Below are 22,412 nucleotides of genomic sequence, written 5' to 3'. Positions count from 1 at the left end.
GCGGGGGTACGGGCAGGGGGCGCCGCCGGCCCCGGGCAGCGGGTTGTCCACAGGCGGCCGTCGTGGCTTCGTCCACAGTCGGTCGAAGGAACGGTCGAGCACTGCTCCGGACGGGGTAGGCTCGCCCCCTGGCCGGCGAATCACCGGCACGGACGCAACGCCCACCAGGGAGTGAGAGGGAGATGACGGCCGGCAACCACGGCGCGGGCACACCGCCCGAGGACGACGACCCCTTCGCCCACCTGTACCGCCCCGAGGGCGGTGCCGCGCCGGTTCCCGGCCCGGGTGAGGGCGCGGGCCCCGCCCCGGGTGTGCCGCGCACGTCGTACACCCAGGTCAGGGCCGTCGGCGAGCGGACGTACGGCGGCCAGCAGACGTACGGCGGCCAGCAGGGCGCGGTGCCGTCCCAGCAGGCGTATCCGTACGGGCAGTCCAGCCCCAGCCCGCACTACGCCGCCCCCGAGACCTACGGCGGCGCCCCGCCGCCGCCCCCGGCCTTCGCGCCCGGCGGCCCCGGTGAGGGCCCGCGGCGGGGCGGCGGGCGGAACGGGCTGATGCTCGGCGCCATCGCCGTGGTCGCCACGGTCGTGATCGCCATCGTCGCCGCGGTGCTCTTCAGCGGCGACGGCGAGAAGGCGGAGGCCAACGGCGGCGACTCGGAGACCGTCGCCCCCAGCCCCGACGGCAAGGGCGACGACGGCCCGAAGAACGGCGACGACAAGCCGGAGAAGGACCCGGCCGACCCGCCCACCGAGGACGGCACGAAGCTGGATCTGGCCGGCGGCGCGGTCGTGGGGAACGACCCGAAGGTCTCCGAGGACGGCAGTTACGTCCACGGGATGTACAACGAAGGCGCGTCCGCCACCTGGAAGCCCGAGGTCGACGAGGCGGGGGAGTACACGCTCTTCGTCGGCTACAGCGTCCCCGGCAAGAACGCCGACCTCACCCTCACGATCAACGGCGAGGCGGAAGGCCGGTCGTTGAACATGGAGAACTTCGCGAGGGCGAAGAAGGACGACTGGCTGGCCGGCTGGACCCGGACCTACTCGTGGATCTCCCTGGACGAGGGCGAGAACGAGATCACGCTGTCCTGCGAGTCGTCCAACAAGGAGTGCCAGACCGCGATCAGCCAGGTGTGGCTCAAGAAGGGCCAGGTCACGTCGTAGGGCGTGCACCGGTCCGTACGGGCCCGCCGCCGGCGTACGCGCCGCGCGCCGGGCCCGACGCCGTCTCCGCGGCGGTCAGCCGCAGACGACTCGGCCCCGGCGGCTCAGCCCTCGACGGCCCGGCCGCCCCGACTCAGCCGCCCACGACCTCCAGGAACCGGCGCACCGTCGCCGCCATCGCGTCCCGCCCCGGCGCCAGGTACTTGCGCGGGTCGACCACGGCGGCGTCCGCCTCCAGATGACCGCGGACGGCGCCGGTGAACGCGGTGTTCAGCGCCGTACCGACGTTGATCTTCACCATGCCCGCCGCCACCGCCCGCCGCAGCTCCTCGTCCGGCACGCCGGACGAGCCGTGCAGCACCAGCGGCACCGCGACCGTCGCCCGCAGCCGGCCGATCAGCTCGTGGTCCAGCGCCGCCGTGCGCTCGGTCATCGCGTGCGAGCTGCCCACCGCGACGGCCAGCGCGTCGACCCCGGTGTCCGTCACGTACGCCACCGCCTCCTCCGGGTCCGTACGCACCCCCGGCGCGTGCGCGTCGAGCGGCGCCTCGCCCTCCTTACCGCCCACTTGCCCCAGCTCTGCCTCCATCCACATCGCGTGCTCGTGCGCCCAGCGCACCGCCTCCGCGGTGGCCTTGACGTTCGCCGCGTACGGCAGCTTCGAGGCGTCGAACATCACCGAGCTGAAGCCCAGCCCGTGCGCGGAGTGCAGCAGGTCGGCGGAGACGACGTGGTCCAGGTGCAGCGACAACTGCGCGGACGAGGCGTGCGCCACGGCCGCCGTCGCGGCGGCCAGCGGCGTGAGCCGGCCGCCGTGGAACCGTACGGCGTTCTCCGAGATCTGGAGCACGGCGGGCGCGCCCGCGGCCTCCGCGCCGGCGGCGATGGCCTCGGCGTGCTCCAGGGTGATGACGTTGAAGGCGGCCACGCCGTGGCCCGCGGCGCGGGCGGCGGCGACGAGTTCTCCGGTGGTCGTCAGTGACATCTTTCAAGCCCCCTCCCGGGCCGTCCCCCGGCCCGACGTGATCTCGATAAGCGGCAGCGTCTCCGCGTAGACGGCGGTGTCGAACTCGCCCGCCACGGGCGCGGCGACGGTCGCCGCGGACAGCGCCACCGCGCGGGCGAGCCGGGCGGGCCAGTCCAGGCCCTCGGCGAGCCCGGACAGCAGCCCGGCGACGGCGGAGTCGCCGGCGCCGGTGGGGTTGCCCGGCACGTGCCGCGGCGGTGCGGCGTGCCAGGTGCCGTCGGCGGTGACGGCGAGCAGCCCGGCGGCGCCCAGCGAGGCGACGACGGCGTGCGCGCCACGGCGGCGGGCGTCGTCGGCCGCGACCGGCGGCTCGGCGACGCCGGTGAGCTGGTGCAGCTCCTCGGCGTTGGGCTTGACGAGGTCGGGGCCTGCGGCGACACCGTGGCGCAGCGGTGCGCCGCTGGTGTCGAGGAGTACGGGCACGCCGGCGGCGTGCGCGGCGCGTACCAGCTCAGCGTACGCGCCCTCCGGCACGCCGGGCGGCAGGCTGCCGCACAGCGCCACGGCCCGGACGGGCGCGGTGCCCGCGCCGGCGGTGCCGAGCAGCGCCGCGTACGCGTCGCGGAAGGCCGCCCACTCCGCGGCGCTCACCTCGGGCCCCGCCTCGTTGAGCTGGGTGGTGTCGCCCGTACTGCCGTCCACCACCGCGACCGTGCGCCGGGTGTTGCCGGCGAAGGACACCAGCGCGTCGGTCACCGGCGCGTTCGTCCCCGGCCCGGCTTCGGCGGCCAGCAGCGCGCGCACGTGCGCGCCCGTGGGGCCGCCGGCGAGGCCGGTGACGGTCACCGGGTGCCCGAGGGCGGCGAGCACCCGGGCCACGTTCAGGCCCTTGCCGCCGGGCCGTTCGGTGACGTCGGTGACCCGGTGCGACGCGTGGGCACGCAGACGCGGCACCCGGTACGTGACGTCGAGTGCGAGATTGAGTGTCACAGTGAGGAACATATGCGCGAAAGATCCTGCCACGGTGCTTACGGGCCGTCGACCGCGCGCCGCCGTCGGCGCGTCTTAGCTGCCCGGTTCGACGATCCACGCACCCTTGCGCATGACCCCGACGAGTGTGAACTCCTCGTCGAGCACGACGAGGTCCGCGTCCTTCCCGGCCTCCAGCGAGCCGATGCGGTCGTACGCGCCCACCAGCTTCGCCGGCGTCGCCGACAGCGCCGCCACGACGTCCGCCACCGGCAGCCGGTCGACGGTGACCGCCCGGCGGAACGCGGTGTCCAGCGTCAGCGTGGAGCCGGCGATCGACCCGCCGTCGACCAGCCGGGCCACGCCGTCCTGCACGTCGACCTCCATCGGGCCGAGCGGGTAGCGGCCGTCGCCCATGCCGGCGGCGCCCATCGCGTCGGTGATGAACGCGACCCGGCCGCCCCCGGCGCTCCGGAACGCCAACTGCAGCACCGCCGGGTGCAGATGCACGCCGTCGTTGATCAGCTCGACGGTGACCCGCTCGTCCTCCAGCAGCGCGGCGACAGGACCCGGCGAGCGGTGCCCGAGCGCGGGCATGGCGTTGAACAGGTGGGTGGCGACGGTGGCGCCCGCCGCGACGGCCTCCTGCACCACGTCGTACGAGGAGTCGGTGTGGCCCACGGCGGCGATGACGCCGCTGTCGGCGAGGAGGCGTACGGAGTCGAGCCCGCCCGGCAGCTCCGGCGCCAGGGTGAGCATGCGGGTCTGCCCGCGGCCGGCCTCCACGAGCTTGCGGACGTCGGCGGGCGCGGGGTCTCGCAGCAGCGCCGGCTGGTGCGCGCCGCAGCGGTGCGCAGAGATGAACGGGCCCTCGAAGTGGATGCCGGCCAGCTCGCCGTCCTCGGCCAGCTCGGCGAGGACGCCGGCCTGCCGGGCGAGGTCGTCCAGGTCGCCGGTGACGGTGGAGGCGAGCATGGTCGTGGTGCCGTGGCCGCGGTGGGTGTCGATGACGGTGCGGGCCTGCTCGTGGATGCCGCCGGAGAAGGAGGCGCCGCCGCCGCCGTGCACGTGGATGTCGACGAAGCCGGGGACGATCCAGTGCCCGGTCAGGTCGGTGGCCGCGGGCCCGCCGTCGTCCCGCGGCTGGCCGGCGGCCTGCGGCGCCACCGAGGCGATCCGGCCGTCCGCGACGGTGAGCCGGGCGTCCTCGACGGTGCCGGCCGGCTGGACCACACGGGCGCCGGTGAGCACCGTGGCGCGCTCCCGCATCGAATCCCGCATCAGGCGGTTACCTCCGTGGCGAGTAGGTCCCAGGCGAGCTGCCCGGCGCCCAGGCAGGCGGCGGCGTCTCCCAGCTCCGCCGGGACGATCTGGGGGAATGTCTGGAAGGTGATACGCGCCCTGACGGCGCGTATCAGGGGGGTGAAGAGGGTGTCGCCGGCCTCGGCGAGGCCGCCGCCGATGACGATCCGGCGGGGGTCGAGCAGGGTGATGCCGGTGATCAGGCCGCCGGCGAGGGCGTCGACGGCGTCCTGCCAGACGGCTTCGGCCACCGGGTCGCCGGCCTCGACGGCCTTGGCGCAGTCCGCGGCGGTCGCGGCCGGGTCGCCGCAGGCGGTGGCCCACGCCTCGCCGACCGCGGAGGCGGACGCCAGCCGCTCCAGGCAGCCGCGCTGCCCGCAGCCGCAGGGCGGCCCGTCGGGGCGTACGACGACGTGGCCGATCTCGCCGGAGCCGCCGTGCGCGCCGGGCTCGATACGGCCGTCGATGCCGATGGCGGCGGCGATGCCGGTGCCGAGCGCGACGAACAGGAACCGGTCCACGCCGCGCGCCGCCCCGAGCCGGCCCTCGGCGAGCCCGCCGGTGCGCAGGTCGTGGCCGACGGCGACGGGGCAGGCCAGCCGCTCGCCCAGGAGCCGGCGAAACGGTACGTCACGCCAGCCGAGGTTCGCCGCGAACACCGCGACACCCTCCGCGTCGTCCACGATCCCGGGCACCGCGACACCGGCGGCGACGGCCGGTTCCCCGTACTTCTCCGTTCCCGCTGCCCGCAGCTCGGCGGCGAAGTCCAGCACGGCGGCGACGACGGCCTCGGGGCCCTCCGCGCGGGGGGTCGCCCGGCGCGTCTCGTGGAGCAGCGCGCCGTCCGCCCCGACGAGGGCGGCCTTCATGCCGGTGCCGCCCACATCAAGGGCGATGACGTGTCTCACGGGGGACAGTCTCGCCCGAGAACCGGCGAGAGGTCTAGTCCAGTCGCGATGACGGGACCGGTTTTCACCGGTATCCGGTCAACTGAGCGCCTCGGGCGCCGACCGCGGAGCACGCCGCTGCCGCACCGGCCGTACGCAGCCGGGGAGCCGCCCCGCCCGTTTGCCGCTGCCGGCGGATTGGCCGCACCCCCGCCGGGCCGCCCGGGCGCGCGCCGCCCGCCTGCGGCCCGCCGCGGGCGCCCGCTGTACGCGGACCGCGGACCGCGCAGCCGGCGCCGGAGGTGCACGGCCGAGGGTGCACTGGCCGCACCCCCGCCGGGGCCGCCCCGGCGCGCCGCCGCCTGCGGGCTCACCGCACCCCGCCTCGCCGCCCGCCGGGCTTACCGCAGGACGACGCTGCGCGTCAGGTTCCGTGGCCGGTCCGGGTCGTAGCCCTTCGCCTCCGCCACGGCCACCGCCAGCCGCTGGGCCCGTACCAGGTCCGCCAGCGGGTCGAGCCCCCGCGCCGTCGACTGAGCGCTCAGGTGGCCGCCGACCCGGCCCACGTCCGCCGCCAGCCCCTCCGGCAGCTCGCCGAAGTGCCACACCGCGCGCCCGGGGCCGGTGATGGCCATCGGGCCGTGCCGGTACTCCATCGCCGGGTAGCTCTCCGTCCACGCCCCCGCCGCCTCGCGCATCTTCAACGCCGCCTCCGCGGCGAGCCCGACGGTCCAGCCGCGGCCCAGGAACGTCCACTGCGCCGCCGCCGCCAGCTCCTCCGGCAGCGGCTGCGTCACCGCCAGCTCCGCGTCGACCGCCGCGTCCGTGACGGACTTCACCCCCGCCGCCGGCGCCCCGTGCAATTCGAGGCCGGCGCGCAGCAGCGCCAGCGCCGTCGTCGCGAACCGGGTCTGCACCACCGACTCCTCGTCCGCGTACGCCAGCGTGACCAGCTCGTCCGCGGCCGTGCCGACGGGCGTGTCCGCGTCCGCCGTGAGCGCGGTGGTCGCGGTCCCGGCCTCCCCGGCCCGTACCGCCGCCAGCAGGTCCAGCACCTCCGTCGTCGTCCCGGACCGCGTGATCGCCACCATCCGGTCGTACGTCCGCCCGGCCGGGAACTCCGAGGCGGCGTAGGCGTCCGTGTGCCCCTGCCCCGCCGCCTCGCGCAGCCCGGCGTACGCCTGCGCCATGAACCACGACGTGCCGCAGCCGACCACCGCGACCCTCTCCCCGGGCCGCGGCAGCCCGGGGACGGTCGGGGCCTCCTGCCGGGCCCGGCGCCAGCAGCTCGGCTGGGTGGCGATCTCGGCGGCGGTGCGGGACGGTTCGGCGGCTGCCATGAGGTGCGGCTCCCTGGTTGCGCTGGCGGACGTACGTCGTCACGCGCGCCGTTGCGCAGGCGCGCGTTCGAGCCGTTCCGCGGCCGTTGGCGTGAGGTTCAGCTCGCCGTCTCCCTATCAGCTCGGTACCTGGTGCAGCAATGGTGAAAGGGGGAGGGGGTTACGGAAGTGATATCCCCCTGGTGTAGACCTGGGAGGGGCGTTCCGGCCAGACTCGCCCCCTTAGCGGATTCTGTACGAGGTGGGCTAAAGCTGTGCAGCGGCGAAGATTTCTGAAGGCGGCGGCCGGTACCGCGGGTGCGGCGGCGCTGCCGCTGAGCGCGTGCGGGGACGGCAGCGGCGGCGGCGATGTCACGCTGAAGCTGGTGGCCGCCGAGTACGGCACGGGCGAGTCCGACACCGCCCGGCGCTACTGGGAGCAACTGGCGGCGAAGTTCTCCAACGACACCCCGGGCGTCTCGGTCGACATCGAGATCATCCCGTGGGAGGACATCGACGCCAAGGTCGACAAGATGGTCGAGGACGGCAACCCGCCGGACATCGCGCAGATGGGCCCGTACGCCGAGTACAGCTCCCGCGATCTGCTCTACAGCACCGACGAACTGCTCTCCATCCCCACCCAGGCCAACTTCGTGCCCAGCCTCGCCGCGGCCGGCGAGGTCAACCGCGTCCAGTACGGCATGCCGTTCGTCTCCAGCTCGCGGCTGCTGTTCTACAACAAGTCGCTCTTCGAGGCCGCGGGCCTGGAGACGGACCCCGAGGACGCACCCAAGAACTGGGACGAGCTGCTCGACGCCGCGCAGGCGCTCAAGGACGCCGGCGTGCCGATCCCGTACGCGCTCCCGCTCGGCCCCGAGGAGGCCCAGGGCGAGACGCTGATGTGGATGATCAGCGGTGGGGGCGCGTACACGGACGATGTCGGCAGCTACACGATCGACTCCGAGCAGAACATCCACACGTTCAACTGGATACGCGACAACCTCGTCGGCGGCGGCCTCACCTACGCCGCGCCGTCCGAGACCAACAGACGCACGGCCTTCGCCGACTTCGTCAAGGGCGACGTCGGCATGATCTTCGGCCACCCGACGCTGATGCAGGACGCGCGGCGGGAGAAGGTCGACCTGGGCATCGCCCAGAAGCTGCCGGGACGGGACGGGCCCTCGGAGTCGACGATGGGCGTCGCCGACTGGATCATGGCGTTCAAGGCCAACGGCCACCGCTCCGAGATCGGCCGGTTCCTCGACACCCTCTTCGACGACACCCACGTGCTGAAGTTCGCGCAGCGCTACGACCTGCTGCCGACGACGGTCTCCGGGGTGGAGAAGCTGAGCCGGGGCCGCAAGGACCTGCAGCCGTTCCTGGACCAGCTCCAGACCGCCGTCTTCTACCCGGACAACAAGACGTCGTGGGCGCGGGTGAACGCGGAGCTGAAGAAGGAGATGGGCAAGGCGGCCGAGGCGGGCGGCGAGCCGGCGGAGCGGGTGCTGACCAACCTGCAGAGCATCGCGGAGTCGGCTTCCTCGACGGAGGAGTGACGGCGGCGCATTCCGCCCTCCCAGCCCCCGGCAGCACTCACCGGGTGCTCAGCCCTCCCGGGCGTCGCGGCGGGCCTGCCGGACGCGCCGCAGCCGCTTGACGGTCACCGGGTCGTGCTCCTGCGCCCGGGGGTCGTCGAGGAGCGCGTTGAGCAGTTGGTAGTAGCGCGTCGGGGAGAGCCCCAGGCGCTCGCGGATCGCCCGCTCCTTCGCGCCGGGGGCCGGCCACGCGCGCTTCTCCAGCGCCAGGACGGCCAGATCCCGCTCGGTCAGCGCCGGGTCATCCGCAGACATACGGTGCACGGTACCGCGGGCCGGTAGGGTCCCGGGCATGGGCAGCAACTCGGCAGCACAGCTCCCCCTTCCGCGTACGGAGGCGGGCCGCGCCGGCCTCGCCGCGCTCCTCGCCGACCCGGAACAGGCCCTCGTCGCCTTCGACTTCGACGGCACCCTTGCCCCGATCGTCCCCGACCCCGACGCCGCGCGCGCCCACCCCGGCGCCGTTCCGGCGCTGGCCCGGCTCGGGCCGCGCGTCGGGACCGTCGCGGTCGTCACCGGCCGGCCCGCCGCGGTGGCCGTGCGGTACGGCGGCTTCGACGGCGCGGCGGGCCTGGCCCACCTGCGCGTCCTCGGGCTCTACGGAGCCGAGCAGTGGGACGCCGCCACCGGCACCCTGCGCGCCCCCGAGCCGCACCCGGGCGTGGCGGCGGTGCGGGCCGAGCTGCCCGGGGTGCTGCAGGCGGCGGGCTCCTGGCGGGGCACGTGGATCGAGGACAAGGGCCGCGCCGTCGCGGTCCACACCCGCCGTGCCGACCACCCCGCCGAGGCCGCCGACGCGCTGCGCCGGCCGCTGGAGGACCTGGCGGCGGCGCACGGCCTGGTGGTCGAGCCGGGCCGCTTCGTCCTCGAACTCCGCCCCCCGGGCATGGACAAGGGCCGCGCGCTGGCGGCCCTGGTCCGGGAGACGGGTGCCCGCACGGTCCTGTACGCCGGCGACGACCTCGGCGACCTCGCCGCGTACGACGCGGTGGACGCGGCGCGCGCGGAGGGGGTGCCGGGCCTGCTGGTGTGCAGCGCGGCGGCGGCGGGCGAGGGCGCGGAGGCGCTGGCGGACCGGGCGGACCTGACGGTCGAGGGGCCGGGGGGCGTGGTGGAGCTGCTGGCGGCGCTGGCGGCGGCGCTCGGCGCGTAGCCCCGCACCCGCGTCGGCGGGGCGGGTGCGGGCGGGGCTGCCGGACTGCGGCCCCCGTGGGGGCCGCAGTCGCCCGTAAGCCCGGTCCGCCCCGGCACCGCGCGCTGCCGGGGCCCGTAGCGGGCCTGGGCGACCGGTTCCGGGGCGGGGTGGCGTCAGGTGGTGGGGAACTCCTCGCGTTTGACGGCGGCGACGAAGGCGTCCCAGGCGGTGGGGGTGAAGGCCAGGTGGGGCCCGTCGGGGTCCTTGGAGTCGCGCACGGGGACGGTGGTCGCGGTGGCGGCCACCTCGATGCAGTCGCCGCCGTTGTCTCCGCTGTAGCTGCTCTTACGCCACGTCATGGCCATGCTGCCGGTATCCCTCCATGAACTCACCGATCAGAGCGGCGGAATCGCGGGCCGACAGAGCGTCAGCCCTGAGCAAATCATAGGCGCGCAAGTGGCGCTCGTAGACTGCCGGATCCTCGCTGAAGTGCCCGCGGTCAAGGGACTCGGAGTAGACGCACCTGTAGTCGTCGGGCAGCGTGATCAGCGACATCGAGGCGTTGGGGCGGATGAGTTCCGGCCGGTCGGCCGGGGTTCTCGGCCCCCCGCGCGAACGTGCCTGCCGCGCCCCGCGCCCCCGCCCTACCCCTCCGCCCGCAGCGCATCCAACTGCGCCAGGAACCACGCCTGCGGCGGCAGTGCCGTGGCCGCCTCCGCCAGCCGCTTCGTCCGGCGGGCGCGTTCGTCGCGGGGCATGGACAGCGCCGTGTGCAGCGCCTCCGCCGTGGCCTCCACGTCGTACGGGTGCACCACCAGCGCGTCCGCGCCGAGGTCCGCGTACGCGCCGGCCTCCCGGGACAGCACCAGCGCGCAGCCGTCGTCGGAGACCACGGGGATCTCCTTCGCGACCAGGTTCATCCCGTCGCGCAGCGGGTTGACCAGCGCGACGTCGGCGAGGCGGTATGCGGCGAGCGAGCGGGCGAAGTCGTCCTCGACGTGCAGCACGACGGGCTGCCAGCCGTCGGTCCCGTACTCCTCGTTGATGTCGGCGGCGAGGCGGCGCACCTCGGCGGTGTAGTCCCGGTACACGGCCAGGTCCTGCCGCGACGGGTACGCGAACGCCAGCTTCACGACCCGCTCGCGCCACTGCGGGTGCTGCTGGAGCAGCCGCCGGTAGGCCAGCAGCCCGCGGACGATGTTCTTCGACAGCTCCGTGCGGTCGACCCGCACGATGACGTGGCGGTCCGCGCCGCCGATCTGCGCGCGCAGGGCCGCCATCCGCTCGGCCACGTCGGGCCGCCGGGACCGCTCGCGGAGGAAGTCGGCGTCGGCGCCGAGGGCGTGCACGTCGACGTACGTGGTCCGCTTCCCGCGCCGGTCCGGCAGGGGGGTGTCGACGTGCGCGGTGTCCCCCGCCCAGAAGGCGTCGGTGTCGTTGCCCAGCACGTCGTGGCAGCAGGAGACGAACGCGCCGGCCCACCGGCGGGTGTGGAAGCCGACGCGGTCGGCGCCGAGCAGCCCGCGCAGCAGGGCGGCGGCGATGTCGTCGGGGAGGAGCCGGAAGTACTCCGGCGGTGCCCAGGGGGTGTGCGAGAAGTGCGAGATACGCAGGTCGGGACGGCGTTCGCGGAGCATGCCGGGCACGAGGCACAGGTGGTAGTCCTGCACGAGCACCGCGGCGCCCTCGGCGGCACCGTCGGCGAGGGCGTCGGCGAAGGCGCGGTTGTACGTCTCGTAGTCGGCCCACTGCCGGCGGAACTCGGCGTCGAAGACGGGGGAGACGGGGATGTCGTAGAGCATGTGGTGGACGAACCACAGGACGGAGTTCGCGACGCCGTTGTACGCGGCGTGGAAGACACCGGGATCGATGCCGAGCATCCGCACCCCGGGCTCGCTCACCCCACGCCGCACGGCTTCCCGGTCCCCGTCACCCAACGCGGCGCACACCCACAACGCCCCGGCGTCGGGCCCCACGGCGCTGAGCCCGGAGACGAGCCCGCCGCCGCCGCGCTTGGCGGCGAGGGCGCCGTCGTCGCCGACGGCGTAGGAGACGGGCCCGCGGTTCGAGGCGACGAGGAGGGAGGCACGGGGGGATGCGGCCATGGGCCGAGCCTAGCCAGGGAGGGGCGCCCCGAAACGCACCCGCGGGGGTGTGGCTGAGAGGGAGCCCCCACCTGGGTCCGGAGCAAAGCCGCGCCGGGTTCCGGGGCGGAGCCCCTCGGGGGTTCGGGGGGCTGCGCCCCCGGGGGTCTCGGGGCGCAGCCCTGAGTTTCGGGAAGTGGGGGTACCGCCCACGCCCGCAGGGCGTAGGGGGAGGGTACGGGGGGATCCCCCCCGCTACGCCACCGTCGTGCCCGGCTCCGCACCCCCGTGCCCCGCCCCGCCCCCCTGCCCCCGGGCCCCGCCGTGGCCCGCCCGGCGAGGGCTTCCGTACTCCGGGATCTCCCGCATCGGCGGCCGTTCCTCCGTGTCCACCCCGTACGTCCGCGGTGCGAACTCCCCGTCCGCCCCCCGCTCGAACTGCGTCAGCCGCGGCCGTACCAGGTGCCCCCGCGCCAGCCGCAGCTGCGCCGTGCGGTAGATCGCCGCCGCCATGCGGCCCAGCGCGCGGTCGTCCTGGTGGCGGTGGTGCCGGGCGCCGACGTCGACCTGGGCGAGCGCGTTCAGCCCCACGGTGTGCAGCGCGTCGACGAGCAGGCCCAGCTCCACCCCGTACCCCACCGGGAACGGCAGCCGTTCCAGCAGCGAGCGCCGGGCCGCGTACTCGCCGCCCAGCGGCTGGACGAAGCCGGCCAGCAGCGGCCAGTGGAGGTTCAGCAGCGGCCGGGCCACCAGCTCCGTGACCCGTCCGCCCTGGGCGACCGCCGAGCCGGCCACCGGCCTGTCGTATACCGCTTTCACGAACTCCACGTCGGGCTCGGTCAGCAGCGGGCCGACGGTTCCGCTCACGAGCGCGGTGTCGAAGTCGCGCAGGTCCGCGTCCACGAAGCAGACGATCTCGCCGCGGGTCACCAGCAGGGACCGCCACAGCACCTCGCCCTTGCCGGGTGCCGCTGGCAGCCGCGGCAGCACGTCGTCGCGGTGTACGACGCGGGCGCCGGCCGCGGCGGCGGCCTCCGCGGTGCGGTCCGTGGAGCCGGAGTCCATCACGACCAGCTCGTCCACGAGGGCACCGCCGCCGGTCATCAGCCCGGTCCGGATCGCGGTGACGATCGCCCCGACGGTGGCCTCCTCGTTGAGCGCGGGGAGTACGACGCTCACCGTCCCGCGGGGGCCCAGCGCGCGTTTGGCCGCCAGCAGCCGGGCGTGCGGCCGGTCCGCCGCGGACCAGGACCGTGTTCTCAGCCACTGCTCCACGTCATCGAGCACCTGCGGGCCTCCCCTTACTGGTGGTCCTGTGCGGTGTGGGGGCCGTCTCGCGTATCGGACGGCCCTCACAACTGTCCTGGTCGTCGGTTACAGTCTTGAACAACGTGCGTGACGTCCCTATGTCGGGGTCCGCGCGTCTCACAAAAGCGCCGGGCGGCTCCGCCCGACCGGCGCCATACAGAGCTCATCCAGAGGGGCAGAGGGAACGGCCCGTTGAAGCCCCGGCAACCCTCCGTCCGGTACTCGCGACGCTGCGAGGCCCCGGGCGGTGATGGTGCCAATTCCGTCCTGCGGCGAGATGCGTCGCGGGGAAGATGAGGAGAGAGGGCCTCGCCAGTATGGCTGTAGACGCTGCAGACACAGCTCCCACCCCGATCGCCGTCGATGGCGGCCCCGACCTGGGCCCTGCCGTGGCGCTCTCCTGCCGGGAGTGCGGGGAGCGGGTGCCGCTGGGTCCGGTGTTCGCGTGCCAGTCGTGTTTCGGGCCGCTGGAGGCGGCGTACGAGCTTCCCGGCGGTGACGCCGAGTCCGCCGCGAAGCTGCGCAGCAGCATCGAGGCGGGGCCGCGGAGCATCTGGCGGTACGCGCCGCTGCTGCCGGTCCCGGCGGACGTGGCGTCCAAGCCGAACCTGAATCCGGGCTTCACCCGGCTGCACCGTGCCGACCGGCTGGCCGCCGAGCTGGGCGTGACGGGCGCGCTGCACGTCAAGGACGACTCGGGCAATCCGACGCACTCGTTCAAGGACCGGGTCGTCGCCATCGCCGTGGAGGCGGCCCGCGCCTTCGGCTTCACCACGCTGTCGTGCTCGTCCACGGGCAACCTGGCCGGCGCGGTCGGCGCCGCCGCCGCGCGGGCGGGGCTGCGTTCGTGCGTGTTCATCCCGTACGACCTGGAGCACGCGAAGGTCGTCATGGCGGCGGTATACGGCGGGGACGTCGTCGGCATCGAGGGCACGTACGACGACGTGAACCGCTTCTGCTCGGAGCTGATCGGCGACCCGATCGGCGAGGGCTGGGGGTTCACGAACGTCAATCTGCGCCCGTACTACGCGGAGGGTTCCAAGACCCTCGCCTTCGAGATCTGCGAGCAGCTCGGCTGGCGGATCCCGGACAACATCGTCATCCCGGTCGCCTCCGGCTCCCAGCTCACGAAGATCGACAAGGGGCTGAAGGAGCTGATCGCGACGGGGCTGGTCGAGGAGCGCCCGTACAAGATCTTCGGCGCGCAGGCCGCCGGCTGCTCCCCGGTCTCGCAGGCCTTCCGGGACGGGCACGACGTGGTGCGCCCGGTCCGGCCCGACACCATCGCCAAGTCCCTGGCCATCGGCAATCCGGCCGACGGTCCGTACGTGCTGGACATCGCGCGCCGTACCGGCGGCGCGGTGGCGGACGTCACGGACGCCGAGGTCGTCGACGCGGTCAAGCTGCTGGCCCGTACCGAGGGGGTCTTCGCGGAGACGGCGGGCGGGGTGACGTTCGGCGTGCTGGCGAAGCTCGTCGCGGACGGCCGGATCGACCCGGCCGAGACCACCGTCGCGATCAACACCGGCGACGGTCTGAAGACCCTCGACGCGGTCGCCCCGTCCACGGGGCCGAGCGCGATCATTCGTCCCACACTCGACTCCTTCCGAGAGGCCGGCCTCGCATCATGAGCGTGAACGTCCGAATTCCGACCATCCTCCGTACGTATACCGACGGGCGGGCAGAGGTGAGCGCCGAGGGCGCGACTCTGGCCGAGGTGATCGAAGACCTGGAGAAGAACCACCGCGGCATCGCCGGCCGGGTGCTGGATGATCAAGGCAAGCTGCGCCGGTTCGTGAACGTCTACGTGAACGATGACGACGTCCGCTTCGCCGATGGCCTGCAGACTCCCACTCCGGAGGGGGCCGGCATCTCGATCATCCCGGCGGTCGCCGGGGGCTGTTGAACCCTGCTGTCGTGTGCGCGGCCCCACCGATCCGGAGTGGGGCCGTTCGCATGTCCGTACACGCGATAGGGTTGGGGCGTTCCCCCCTCGTGGCCCATGCTCCATGCATATGAGAACGCGACAAGTTCCCTGCAAATGCGGAGAGTTAATTGTCGTGATGGTGAGTTATGCCCTGCCCGAGTTGTCAGGGAATGGCGGATATTGATGGGAAAAATGCCGATCGAGCGTCCGCAGAATTCTCGTCCGATTGACCTGTTGCACTGGGCATCTGTGCGGATACATTCAGCCGCGGTCGACGCGTTCCGGCACACGCCCCGGCGTGTATCCGGGGGTGAGGTCTGACCCGGGTCCGCGGAGTGCGGTCCTGTGTAAGGGCCAGCAATAGGGGAGTTTGGAATGGCTCAGGGCACCGTCAAGTGGTTCAACGCGGAGAAGGGGTACGGCTTCATCGCGGTCGACGGTGGTGCGGATGTCTTCGTCCACTACAGCGCGATTCAGATGGACGGATACCGCACCCTCGAGGAAGGCCAGCGGGTCGAGTTCGAGATCTCGCAGGGCCAGAAGGGGCCGCAGGCAGACATGGTCCGCGTCAGCGGCTGAGCGCCGGGCATCGACCACGGACGACTCGCGAGAGGCCCGCACTCCCCCGGGGGTGCGGGCCCTCTGCTGTCCGCGTGCCGGCCCGCTCCGCCCGCGTGCCCGCGCCTCGCGCCTGTCCGTGCCTCGCGCCCGTCCGTGCCTCTCGCGTGTCTGCTCCTCCCCGCTCCTCCCCGCTCCTCCCTGCTCCGGTTCCGCTCTGGTCGTGAGGTAAGTACCCCGATGCCGCTTGCACTCACAGGGGGCGAGTGCTAATCATTGGCGTTAGCACTCTCCGTGTGAGAGTGACAGAAGGGACCGGTTCGGTGAGGTCCGTACGCCGGGTGGGAGGGAACCACACGGATCGCGGACCGTCCGTCGCGGGCGCCAGCGCGGTCCGGACACAGACCACCCCCCTGTCCGGGAGGACTCAACACAATGGCCAAGACCATCGCGTTCGACGAGGAGGCGCGGCGCGGCCTTGAGCGCGGCATGAACCAGCTCGCCGACGCCGTCCGCGTCACCCTCGGCCCCAAGGGCCGGAACGTCGTCCTCGAGAAGAAGTGGGGCGCCCCCACGATCACGAACGACGGTGTCTCCATCGCCAAGGAGATCGAGCTCGAGGACCCGTACGAGAAGATCGGCGCCGAGCTGGTCAAGGAGGTCGCGAAGAAGACGGACGACGTCGCCGGTGACGGCACGACGACCGCGACCGTCCTGGCCCAGGCCCTGGTCAAGGAGGGTCTGCGCAACGTGGCCGCCGGCGCCAACCCGATGGCGCTGAAGCGCGGCATCGAGAAGGCCACCGAGGCCGTCTCCGCCGCCCTGCTGGAGCAGGCCAAGGACGTGGAGACCAAGGAGCAGATCGCCTCCACCGCCTCCATCTCCGCCGGCGACACCCAGATCGGCGAGCTGATCGCCGAGGCCATGGACAAGGTCGGCAAGGAAGGCGTCATCACCGTCGAGGAATCGCAGACCTTCGGTCTTGAGCTGGAGCTCACCGAGGGCATGCGCTTCGACAAGGGCTACATCTCGGCCTACTTCGCCACCGACATGGAGCGCATGGAGGCGGAGCTCGAGGACCCGTACATCCTCATCGCCAACTCCAAGATCAGCGCGGTCAAGGACCTGCTGCCGCTCCTGGAGAAGGTCATGCAGTCGGGCAAGCCGCTGCTGATCATCGCCGAGGACGTCGAGGGCGAGGCCCTGTCCACCCTCGTGGTGAACAAGATCCGCGGCACCTTCAAGTCCGTCGCCGTCAAGGCCCCGGGCTTCGGCGACCGCCGCAAGGCCATGCTCGGTGACATCGCCATCCTCACCGGTGGCCAGGTCATCTCCGAGGAGGTCGGGCTCAAGCTGGAGAGCGCCACCCTCGACCTGCTGGGCCGCGCCCGCAAGGTCGTCATCACCAAGGACGAGACCACCATCGTCGACGGTGCCGGCGACAGCGACCAGGTCCAGGGCCGGGTCAACCAGATCCGTGCCGAGATCGACGCCAGCGACTCCGACTACGACCGCGAGAAGCTGCAGGAGCGGCTCGCCAAGCTGGCCGGCGGCGTGGCCGTCATCAAGGCCGGCGCCGCGACCGAGGTCGAGCTGAAGGAGCGCAAGCACCGCATCGAGGACGCCGTGCGCAACGCGAAGGCGGCCGTCGAGGAGGGCATCGTCGCCGGCGGCGGCGTGGCCCTGCTGCAGGCCGGCCACGTCTTCGAGAAGCTGGAGCTCCAGGGCGACGAGGCCACCGGCGCCTCCGCGGTGAAGCTGGCCCTGGAGGCCCCGCTGAAGCAGATCGCGGTCAACGCCGGCCTCGAGGGCGGCGTCGTGGTGGAGAAGGTGCGCAACCTGACCGCCGGTCACGGGCTCAACGCCGCCAGCGGCGAGTACGTCGACATGATCGCCGAGGGCATCCTCGACCCGGCCAAGGTGACCCGCTCCGCGCTGCAGAACGCGGCGTCGATCGCGGGCCTGTTCCTCACCACCGAGGCCGTCGTCGCCGACAAGCCGGAGAAGGAGAAGGCCGCGGCCGGGGGCGGTATGCCCGGCGGCGACATGGACTTCTGATCCGGGTCGTCCGCGGACGAACCGACGAACCGAGGGCGGCACCCCGAACGGGGTGCCGCCTTCGGGCGCGTGAGGCGTGTGCCCTCGGGCGCGTGGGACCTGTCGCTCCGGGCTGCGGGTCGGCTCCGCGGGGCGTGGCGCTGGGGCGCGTCGGCTCCGCGGGACGGGTCAGCTCCGCGGGAGCGTGGCGCTGGCGCGTGTCAGCCCTGCGGGGCGTGTCGGCTCCGCGGGCGGGTCAGTCCCGCGGGGAGGCAGGTCAGCTCACGTCGGTGGCGGCCTTCAGAGCCACCCGCAGGTGGCCGTGTGAGGCGTCGAGCAGCCGCTCCGCCGTGCTGCCGTCCACACCGCCGAGGATGGCGAGGATCGCGTTCTTCACCTCGCCGTGGGTCTCGGCGAGGGCGGCCTCCACCTCCTCGTCGCCCGCGCCCGTCGCCAGCGCGACGATGCGCCGCGAACGGGCCTGCAGCTTCTCGTTGGACGCGCGCACGTCGACCATCAGGTTCCCGTACGTCTTGCCGAGGCGGATCATCGTGATCGTCGACAGCATGTTGAGCACGAGCTTCTGCGCCGTGCCCGCCTTCAGCCGCGTGGAGCCGGCGATCAGCTCGGGGCCCACGACGACCTCGATGCGGTGGTGCGCCGCCGCGCACAGCGGCGAACCCGCGTTGCAGGACAGCCCGATCGTCAGCGCCCCCTGCCCGCGCGCGTACGTCACTGCGCCGACGGCGTACGGCGTGCGGCCGGAGGCGGAGATGCCGACGACCGTGTCGTCGGACCCCAGCTCCGCCGCCCGAAGGTCGGCCGCGGCCAGCTCCCTGCTGTCCTCCGCGCCTTCCGTGGAGGTGCGGAGCGCCGTGTCCCCGCCGGCGATCAAGCCGACGACCTGTGCGGGATCGGTGTTGAACGTCGGCGGGCACTCGCTGGCGTCCAGCACCCCGAGTCTGCCCGCGGTGCCGGCGCCCAGGTAGAACAGCCGGCCGCCGCGGGACATGCGCTCGGCGGTGGCGTCGATGGCGGCGGCGATCTGCGGCAGTTGGGTGGCGACCGCGCCCGGTACCCCGCTGTCCTCCTCGTTCATGATTCTGGCGATCTCCAGGCTGGAGAGACGATCGATCTCTGCCAGCTCAGGACGGAACGCCTCGGTGGTCAGGTTTTCCAGCTCCCGGCGGATGTCGGCTGAGGGAGAGGGCATGTCGGGGCGGCTCTTTCCATACGGTGCGTGGCGCGCGGTGGGCGGTGCGCGCACGCGGAGGTGGGTCGGTCACGGCGGCTTGCCTGGTGCGGTCGCCGGCGGTCGGACTGCCGTCGCGGGCGACCGGCGCGCGATGCGCGCCCGGCCGCCGGGCGGCGCCGGCGTCGTACGGCGGTGCGGTGGGACGCCGGCCGTCGGACGCCCGCGGGGACGTCGTCGGGCAGGCCGGTGCGGGGGGTGGTGCCTGGGGTGGTGCGGGGTGGTGCGTACCCGCGGGCGGGTGATGCCCGCGGGTGGTCCGTGTGCGGTGCGTGGTGCGTGAGCGGTCTGCGGTGCGTGAGCGGTCTGTGGTGCGTAAGGGGTACGTGGTGCGTAAGGGATACGTGGTGCGCGAGCGGTGGGTGGCGCATGGGCGGTGCGTGGTGCGGGTGGTGCGGGTGGTGCGGTGGACGCCTCCGGCGCCCGGGACACGTCCCGTACGCCCGGAACATCCGACCCGTCCGGCATGCTCGACCCGTCCGGCGCATTCGGCCCGTCCGGGACCTCCGGCGCGTCCGGTGCCGCGGGTGGGGGCCGCGCCGCCTGGGCGGAGGGCGGGTCGCCGGTGCATCGGTCGTCGTCGGGTGTCGCCGGGCGGTGTCAGGACCGCGGGCGGAGCGGGCTGTGCCGGTGGGCCAGCGCCTCGTACGAGGCGGCGAGCGCCGGGGCGGCCCGTTCGTACGTCCGCTGGGCCACGCCTATGAACAGGCAGTCCACGACCAGCAGTTGGCCCGTCCTGCTGGACATGGCCGCCGGCCGCAGCTCGCTCTCGCGGCCCGTGGACGTGGTGAGTATGTGATCGGCATACGACGCGACGGGGCCGTCCGGGCGGCCGGTGATCGCCACTGTGGTCGCCCCGTGGTCGAAGGCGACCCGCAGCGGCTCGATCACGTCGACCGTGCGGCCCGAGTGCGTGATCGCGATGGCCACGTCGCCCGCGCGCAGTTGGACGGCGTTGGTCACGGCCAGGTGCGGGTCGGGCGAGGCGTGCGCCACGACGCCGATCCGCAGCAGCTTCTGGACCAGGTCCTGCCCCACGAGGTTGGAGGCCCCGATGCCGTACACGTCGATACGCCGGGCGGCGGCCATGGCGGCGATCGCCGCCTCCAACTGCACGGGGTCGAGCCCGGCCGCGGTGTCCGCCAGCGCCTGCTGCTCGTCCCGCGCGAGCTTGGCGACGACGTCGGCCATCGAATCGTCCACCGCTATGTCCGCGGTGACCGCCGGCGCCCGCCCGGCCTCCTGCTGAGCCGCCGCCGCGGCGAGGGCCAGCCGCAGGTCGCGATACCCGGGATAGCCGAGCAGCCGCGCCGTTCGCACGACCGTGGCCTCCGACGTGCCGGTGCGCTCCGCGAGGCCGGTGACGGTGAGCGCGGCGCAGCCGGCCGGGTCCCCGGCGACGGCCTCGGCGACGCGCTGCATGGAGCGCGTCATGGACGGCGCGACCGTGCGCACCTTGGCCGCGAGAGCGGCGGGCGCGGGCGGCGTGGGCCCGGTCGGGGTGTCGGGGGTGAAAGTTTCCTTCACGCTGTAGCTCACATCCGAAAGATATTTTCGCGGCGGAGTGTGAGTCAACCCCCCGTGGCGGCCCTGTGGAAAACCCCCTCCGGTGCGGTGCGCCCGCCGCCCCGGCGGCGGCCCCGGCTGTGGACCCGGCCGCGGACCCGGCCGCGGACCCGGCTGCGGGCCCGGCAGACCGGGTGCCGGCTGCGGGACAATGGGCGCATGGAGCACCAAGGGCTGGAGCAGGCGCTGCACCGCGCACGCGCGCTGATCCTCGCCGACCTCAGCGCCGCCGACGTGGCCGAACCGGACGTGGTCACCTTCGTCGAAGACGCCGTGGTGCACCGCCGCTGGTGGGTGGAGCAGTGGCCGGAGGGGGCGGCGTACCTCGACGGCCTGGTGGCCCAGGACGTCCAGGACGCGCTCCTGGAGAAGTACGGCAGGTGGCCGCTGTGCCCCGTCTGCCACGACGTCGACTCCGCGGGCCCCCACGCGCTGGACATCGAACCGGAGCTGGGCCCGGACCCGCGGTGGGTGTGCGGCAGAACGGGCACGGCGGTGGCCCCGGTGGGCCGCCTGCGCGCGGGCGGCGGCGCGGGGTGACGATCTACGTAGACCCACCGACCTGGCCGGGGCACGGGCGGCTCTGGTCGCACCTGGTGAGCGACGAGTCGTACGAGGAACTGCACGCCTTCGCGGAGGCGATGGGGGTACCGCGGAGGGCGTTCGACGGCGACCACTACGACATCCCGTCGACGCGGTACGAGGACGCGGTGCGGCGGGGAGCGGTGGAGGTGGGGTCGAAGGAGCTGCTCCGGCGGCTGGTGGAGGGAGGCTTGCGGAGGCGGGGGAGGGGGACGGGGGCGGGTTGAGATATCCCCGCGTGTGCGGGGAGCACATGGAAATGGGGATGCTGAGAGGTCTGAGCCAGGGACCATCCCCGCGTGTGCGGGGAGCACCTGGTGGGGGCTTTCGCGTGTTCGGATCTTGTGGGACCATCCCCGCGTGTGCGGGGAGCACAAGTCCGTGCTCCACCCCGGGCAGCCCGAGTCGGGACCATCCCCGCGTGTGCGGGGAGCACTCTTGCTGACCAGGGTGTTTGTCCTGTGCCGCCCCTGGAACTTACCACTTTCACGGATTCCGGCATGCGGGGCGAAGATGGCGAATTCGTGATGAGGTGCGTGAATTTGGCGCACAGCGGCCCACCCAGCCGGCATACGCATGCGCCTACTCACCCGGGCACCTCGCAGCGCGAACGCCCACACATCCCCGCTGCGCCTCGATGCGAGACACCGTCAGACCACCCCCTGACCGCTCAGTTGACGATAGTGCGGTACCAACGTGACGTCCTCACGGGCCGTCAGCCAGCCGAGGGCGAGCACGATCGGCAGCGGCGCGCTGATGAACAGCCTGGTGACGATGCCGGATTGGCCAATTTCCTCGGCCCACGCGGTACGGGCGGCCTGCCAGGTCTGGTGGATGTGGGCGGCGACCGTCTCGAAGACCTCGCGGGTCTCCGTGAGGGTCCCCGCGGCCTCGACGACGGTGTGGGCGCCGCAGGGGTGGTTGTCGGGAGGGACGTACCCGGTGTGGCGGTGGTCTGCGGATCGCCGGGTTTCGCCGCTGGTGGCGACGAACTGGGCGTCCTCGATCATTGAACTCGGCGGGGTGAGCCGGACAATCAGCGCCAGCCGGTGCCGGTACTGCGCCGGGCAGTTGGGGTTGGCTTCGGGGGCCGGTGCTCCGGTCGCCTCGGCGGGGGTGGCCATGTGGCGCGTGACGAGCCCGCGTTGTGCCGCGGTGAGCGGATCGTTGAGGTGCGGGCCGAGGGTGATGGCGGGGACGGCGTTCTCGGTGCTGTTGTAGGGCAGGTGCATGACGTGGAGCGCGTGGAACTGGGTGTCACGCAGGCGTCGGCCCAGGAGGTAGCCGTCGCTCAGGGGCGCCAGGGGGTACAGGGTGACGGAGCTGTCCGGGTCGCTGTCCCAGTTTTCTGTGATTCGGGCGCTGATGAGCCTGGCCGCCAGGTCGGCACGGACAGCAGGATCGAGCGTGGTGCCGCCCGGGCTGAGCATGTCGGGGTGAAGCTTCAGCGTGCTGCTGTGGCTGCTTGTCGAGGCTTTCTCCATTCGGCCGAGGCGGATCGGGTCCGGCTCGGGGTAGAGACAGGCCACCACTCCGACGCCTCGCTGGCGGCCCAACACCCAGCCGCCGATGACGGCGGCGATGGCGACGGCGAAGACGACAAGGTAGCTCCACAGGCCACCACCGGCGAACTCCTGGAGGATGTTCGGTACGACGCCGACGGCGACGCCGAAAGAGGTGGCGACCGTGATGGCACCGAACCCCTCACGGCTGGTGACGAAGTGCCATAGCTGGCGATACCAGGGGATCATTCTCAGC

21 protein-coding genes, 1 pseudogene and 1 riboswitch are annotated in these 22,412 nt (G+C 73.3%); of the genes and pseudogenes, 9 read left to right on the top strand and 13 right to left on the bottom strand.

Translation table 11 applies throughout. The features are described from left to right. Nucleotides 1-182 precede the first annotated feature (182 nt). A complete protein-coding gene (locus tag B124_RS16330) occupies nucleotides 183-1,166 on the top strand; it encodes a carbohydrate-binding protein (protein ID WP_496503569.1) in 984 nt (327 codons plus the stop codon). A 133-nt stretch (nucleotides 1,167-1,299) separates the two neighbouring features. On the opposite strand, the gene B124_RS16325 is transcribed toward B124_RS16330, so the two are convergent. The 5 genes from B124_RS16325 to B124_RS16305 all read right to left on the bottom strand — a co-directional run bounded on the left by B124_RS16325 (nucleotide 1,300) and on the right by B124_RS16305 (nucleotide 6,631). Further along, nucleotides 1,300-2,151 (bottom strand): class II fructose-bisphosphate aldolase, encoded by an 852-nt coding sequence (locus tag B124_RS16325; RefSeq protein WP_496503568.1) that lies wholly within the window; start codon nucleotides 2,149-2,151, stop codon nucleotides 1,300-1,302. 3 nt (nucleotides 2,152-2,154) lie between these two features. Then, a complete protein-coding gene (locus B124_RS16320) occupies nucleotides 2,155-3,135 on the bottom strand; it encodes a 1-phosphofructokinase family hexose kinase (protein ID WP_496503567.1) in 981 nt (326 codons plus the stop codon). Nucleotides 3,136-3,198: 63 nt separating this feature from the next. Beyond that, the gene (nagA, locus tag B124_RS16315) at nucleotides 3,199-4,383 is read right to left on the bottom strand and encodes an N-acetylglucosamine-6-phosphate deacetylase (protein ID WP_496503566.1); all 1,185 of its coding nucleotides are present in this window, start codon (nucleotides 4,381-4,383) and stop codon (nucleotides 3,199-3,201) included. After that, nucleotides 4,383-5,312: an ROK family protein gene (locus B124_RS16310; RefSeq protein WP_496503565.1), complete on the bottom strand. Its 930-nt coding sequence runs from the start codon at nucleotides 5,310-5,312 to the stop codon at nucleotides 4,383-4,385. Before B124_RS16310 ends, nagA begins: the two co-directional genes overlap by 1 nt. Before the next feature lie 380 nt (nucleotides 5,313-5,692). Continuing rightward, nucleotides 5,693-6,631 (bottom strand): SIS domain-containing protein, encoded by a 939-nt coding sequence (locus B124_RS16305; protein WP_496503564.1) that lies wholly within the window; start codon nucleotides 6,629-6,631, stop codon nucleotides 5,693-5,695. 254 nt (nucleotides 6,632-6,885) lie between these two features. Between B124_RS16305 and B124_RS16300 the strand changes: the two genes are divergently transcribed. Then, on the top strand, nucleotides 6,886-8,166 hold the full coding sequence (locus B124_RS16300; protein WP_496503563.1) for an ABC transporter substrate-binding protein: 1,281 nt from the start codon (nucleotides 6,886-6,888) through the stop codon (nucleotides 8,164-8,166). Nucleotides 8,167-8,214: 48 nt separating this feature from the next. Here the strand turns inward: B124_RS16300 and B124_RS16295 are convergent, their stop codons facing one another. Beyond that, nucleotides 8,215-8,460 carry a DUF3263 domain-containing protein gene (locus B124_RS16295; protein ID WP_496503562.1) on the bottom strand — a complete coding sequence of 82 codons (246 nt, stop codon included), beginning with the start codon at nucleotides 8,458-8,460 and terminating at the stop codon, nucleotides 8,215-8,217. Between the two features lie 37 nt (nucleotides 8,461-8,497). Here B124_RS16295 and otsB point away from each other — a divergent pair, with 37 nt between their 5' ends. Next, nucleotides 8,498-9,358, top strand: a complete 861-nt coding sequence (gene otsB / locus B124_RS16290; RefSeq protein WP_496503561.1) for a trehalose-phosphatase — start codon at nucleotides 8,498-8,500, stop codon at nucleotides 9,356-9,358. 155 nt (nucleotides 9,359-9,513) lie between these two features. Here the strand turns inward: otsB and B124_RS16285 are convergent, their stop codons facing one another. The 4 genes and pseudogenes from B124_RS16285 to B124_RS16270 all read right to left on the bottom strand — a co-directional run bounded on the left by B124_RS16285 (nucleotide 9,514) and on the right by B124_RS16270 (nucleotide 12,711). After that, nucleotides 9,514-9,705 (bottom strand): DUF397 domain-containing protein, encoded by a 192-nt coding sequence (locus tag B124_RS16285; RefSeq protein ID WP_496503560.1) that lies wholly within the window; start codon nucleotides 9,703-9,705, stop codon nucleotides 9,514-9,516. Then, nucleotides 9,695-9,934 (bottom strand): annotated as a pseudogene (locus B124_RS16280) (Scr1 family TA system antitoxin-like transcriptional regulator); the annotation flags it as partial. The gene B124_RS16285 and the pseudogene B124_RS16280, both read right to left, overlap by 11 nt. Nucleotides 9,935-9,984: 50 nt before the next feature. After that, on the bottom strand, nucleotides 9,985-11,445 hold the full coding sequence (locus tag B124_RS16275) for an alpha,alpha-trehalose-phosphate synthase (UDP-forming) (RefSeq protein WP_496503559.1): 1,461 nt from the start codon (nucleotides 11,443-11,445) through the stop codon (nucleotides 9,985-9,987). Nucleotides 11,446-11,679: 234 nt separating this feature from the next. Continuing rightward, a complete protein-coding gene (locus B124_RS16270; RefSeq protein ID WP_496503558.1) occupies nucleotides 11,680-12,711 on the bottom strand; it encodes a glucosyl-3-phosphoglycerate synthase in 1,032 nt (343 codons plus the stop codon). Between the two features lie 181 nt (nucleotides 12,712-12,892). Beyond that, nucleotides 12,893-13,032, top strand: a riboswitch (SAM riboswitch). Between the two features lie 17 nt (nucleotides 13,033-13,049). Between B124_RS16270 and thrC the strand changes: the two genes are divergently transcribed. From thrC to groL, 4 genes are all read left to right on the top strand, one after another. After that, a complete protein-coding gene (gene thrC / locus B124_RS16265; RefSeq protein WP_496503557.1) occupies nucleotides 13,050-14,363 on the top strand; it encodes a threonine synthase in 1,314 nt (437 codons plus the stop codon). Continuing rightward, nucleotides 14,360-14,638, top strand: a complete 279-nt coding sequence (locus B124_RS16260; RefSeq protein ID WP_047017340.1) for a MoaD/ThiS family protein — start codon at nucleotides 14,360-14,362, stop codon at nucleotides 14,636-14,638. Before thrC ends, B124_RS16260 begins: the two co-directional genes overlap by 4 nt. Before the next feature lie 396 nt (nucleotides 14,639-15,034). Continuing rightward, nucleotides 15,035-15,238, top strand: coding sequence for a cold-shock protein (locus tag B124_RS16255; protein WP_018839739.1), 204 nt, complete (start codon nucleotides 15,035-15,037; stop codon nucleotides 15,236-15,238). 414 nt (nucleotides 15,239-15,652) lie between these two features. After that, nucleotides 15,653-17,275 carry a chaperonin GroEL gene (groL, locus tag B124_RS16250; protein WP_496503556.1) on the top strand — a complete coding sequence of 541 codons (1,623 nt, stop codon included), beginning with the start codon at nucleotides 15,653-15,655 and terminating at the stop codon, nucleotides 17,273-17,275. Nucleotides 17,276-17,531: 256 nt separating this feature from the next. Here groL and murQ read toward each other — a convergent pair whose 3' ends face one another. Beyond that, a complete protein-coding gene (murQ, locus tag B124_RS16245) occupies nucleotides 17,532-18,467 on the bottom strand; it encodes an N-acetylmuramic acid 6-phosphate etherase (RefSeq protein ID WP_496503555.1) in 936 nt (311 codons plus the stop codon). Nucleotides 18,468-19,106: 639 nt separating this feature from the next. Continuing rightward, nucleotides 19,107-20,045: a MurR/RpiR family transcriptional regulator gene (locus tag B124_RS16240; protein ID WP_496503554.1), complete on the bottom strand. Its 939-nt coding sequence runs from the start codon at nucleotides 20,043-20,045 to the stop codon at nucleotides 19,107-19,109. A 186-nt stretch (nucleotides 20,046-20,231) separates the two neighbouring features. Between B124_RS16240 and B124_RS16235 the strand changes: the two genes are divergently transcribed. Both B124_RS16235 and B124_RS16230 read left to right on the top strand, forming a co-directional pair. After that, nucleotides 20,232-20,612 carry a DUF8819 family protein gene (locus B124_RS16235; RefSeq protein WP_496503553.1) on the top strand — a complete coding sequence of 127 codons (381 nt, stop codon included), beginning with the start codon at nucleotides 20,232-20,234 and terminating at the stop codon, nucleotides 20,610-20,612. Beyond that, on the top strand, nucleotides 20,609-20,881 hold the full coding sequence (locus tag B124_RS16230; protein WP_496503552.1) for a DUF4031 domain-containing protein: 273 nt from the start codon (nucleotides 20,609-20,611) through the stop codon (nucleotides 20,879-20,881). Before B124_RS16235 ends, B124_RS16230 begins: the two co-directional genes overlap by 4 nt. 423 nt (nucleotides 20,882-21,304) lie before the next feature. On the opposite strand, the gene B124_RS16225 is transcribed toward B124_RS16230, so the two are convergent. Further along, nucleotides 21,305-22,405 (bottom strand): hypothetical protein, encoded by a 1,101-nt coding sequence (locus B124_RS16225; protein ID WP_496503551.1) that lies wholly within the window; start codon nucleotides 22,403-22,405, stop codon nucleotides 21,305-21,307. Nucleotides 22,406-22,412: the final 7 nt, after the last annotated feature.

The organism is Streptomyces sp. CNP082 (genome assembly GCF_059570535.1).
The sequence above is the reverse complement of the archived record's forward strand: the minus strand, read 5'-3'. Positions and strand labels throughout refer to the sequence as shown.

Coding starts and splice junctions, on each gene's coding strand:
- B124_RS16260 (WP_047017340.1), top strand. CDS start 14,360: ATGAGCGTGAACGTCCGAATTCCGACCATCCTCCGTACGTATACCGAC.
- B124_RS16275 (WP_496503559.1), bottom strand. CDS start 11,445: ATGGCCGCATCCCCCCGTGCCTCCCTCCTCGTCGCCTCGAACCGCGGG.
- B124_RS16325 (WP_496503568.1), bottom strand. CDS start 2,151: ATGTCACTGACGACCACCGGAGAACTCGTCGCCGCCGCCCGCGCCGCG.
- otsB (WP_496503561.1), top strand. CDS start 8,498: ATGGGCAGCAACTCGGCAGCACAGCTCCCCCTTCCGCGTACGGAGGCG.
- groL (WP_496503556.1), top strand. CDS start 15,653: ATGGCCAAGACCATCGCGTTCGACGAGGAGGCGCGGCGCGGCCTTGAG.
- B124_RS16305 (WP_496503564.1), bottom strand. CDS start 6,631: ATGGCAGCCGCCGAACCGTCCCGCACCGCCGCCGAGATCGCCACCCAG.
- nagA (WP_496503566.1), bottom strand. CDS start 4,383: ATGCGGGATTCGATGCGGGAGCGCGCCACGGTGCTCACCGGCGCCCGT.
- B124_RS16235 (WP_496503553.1), top strand. CDS start 20,232: ATGGAGCACCAAGGGCTGGAGCAGGCGCTGCACCGCGCACGCGCGCTG.
- B124_RS16225 (WP_496503551.1), bottom strand. CDS start 22,405: ATGATCCCCTGGTATCGCCAGCTATGGCACTTCGTCACCAGCCGTGAG.
- B124_RS16330 (WP_496503569.1), top strand. CDS start 183: ATGACGGCCGGCAACCACGGCGCGGGCACACCGCCCGAGGACGACGAC.
- murQ (WP_496503555.1), bottom strand. CDS start 18,467: ATGCCCTCTCCCTCAGCCGACATCCGCCGGGAGCTGGAAAACCTGACC.
- B124_RS16295 (WP_496503562.1), bottom strand. CDS start 8,460: ATGTCTGCGGATGACCCGGCGCTGACCGAGCGGGATCTGGCCGTCCTG.
- B124_RS16285 (WP_496503560.1), bottom strand. CDS start 9,705: ATGGCCATGACGTGGCGTAAGAGCAGCTACAGCGGAGACAACGGCGGC.
- B124_RS16320 (WP_496503567.1), bottom strand. CDS start 3,135: ATGTTCCTCACTGTGACACTCAATCTCGCACTCGACGTCACGTACCGG.
- thrC (WP_496503557.1), top strand. CDS start 13,050: ATGGCTGTAGACGCTGCAGACACAGCTCCCACCCCGATCGCCGTCGAT.
- B124_RS16255 (WP_018839739.1), top strand. CDS start 15,035: ATGGCTCAGGGCACCGTCAAGTGGTTCAACGCGGAGAAGGGGTACGGC.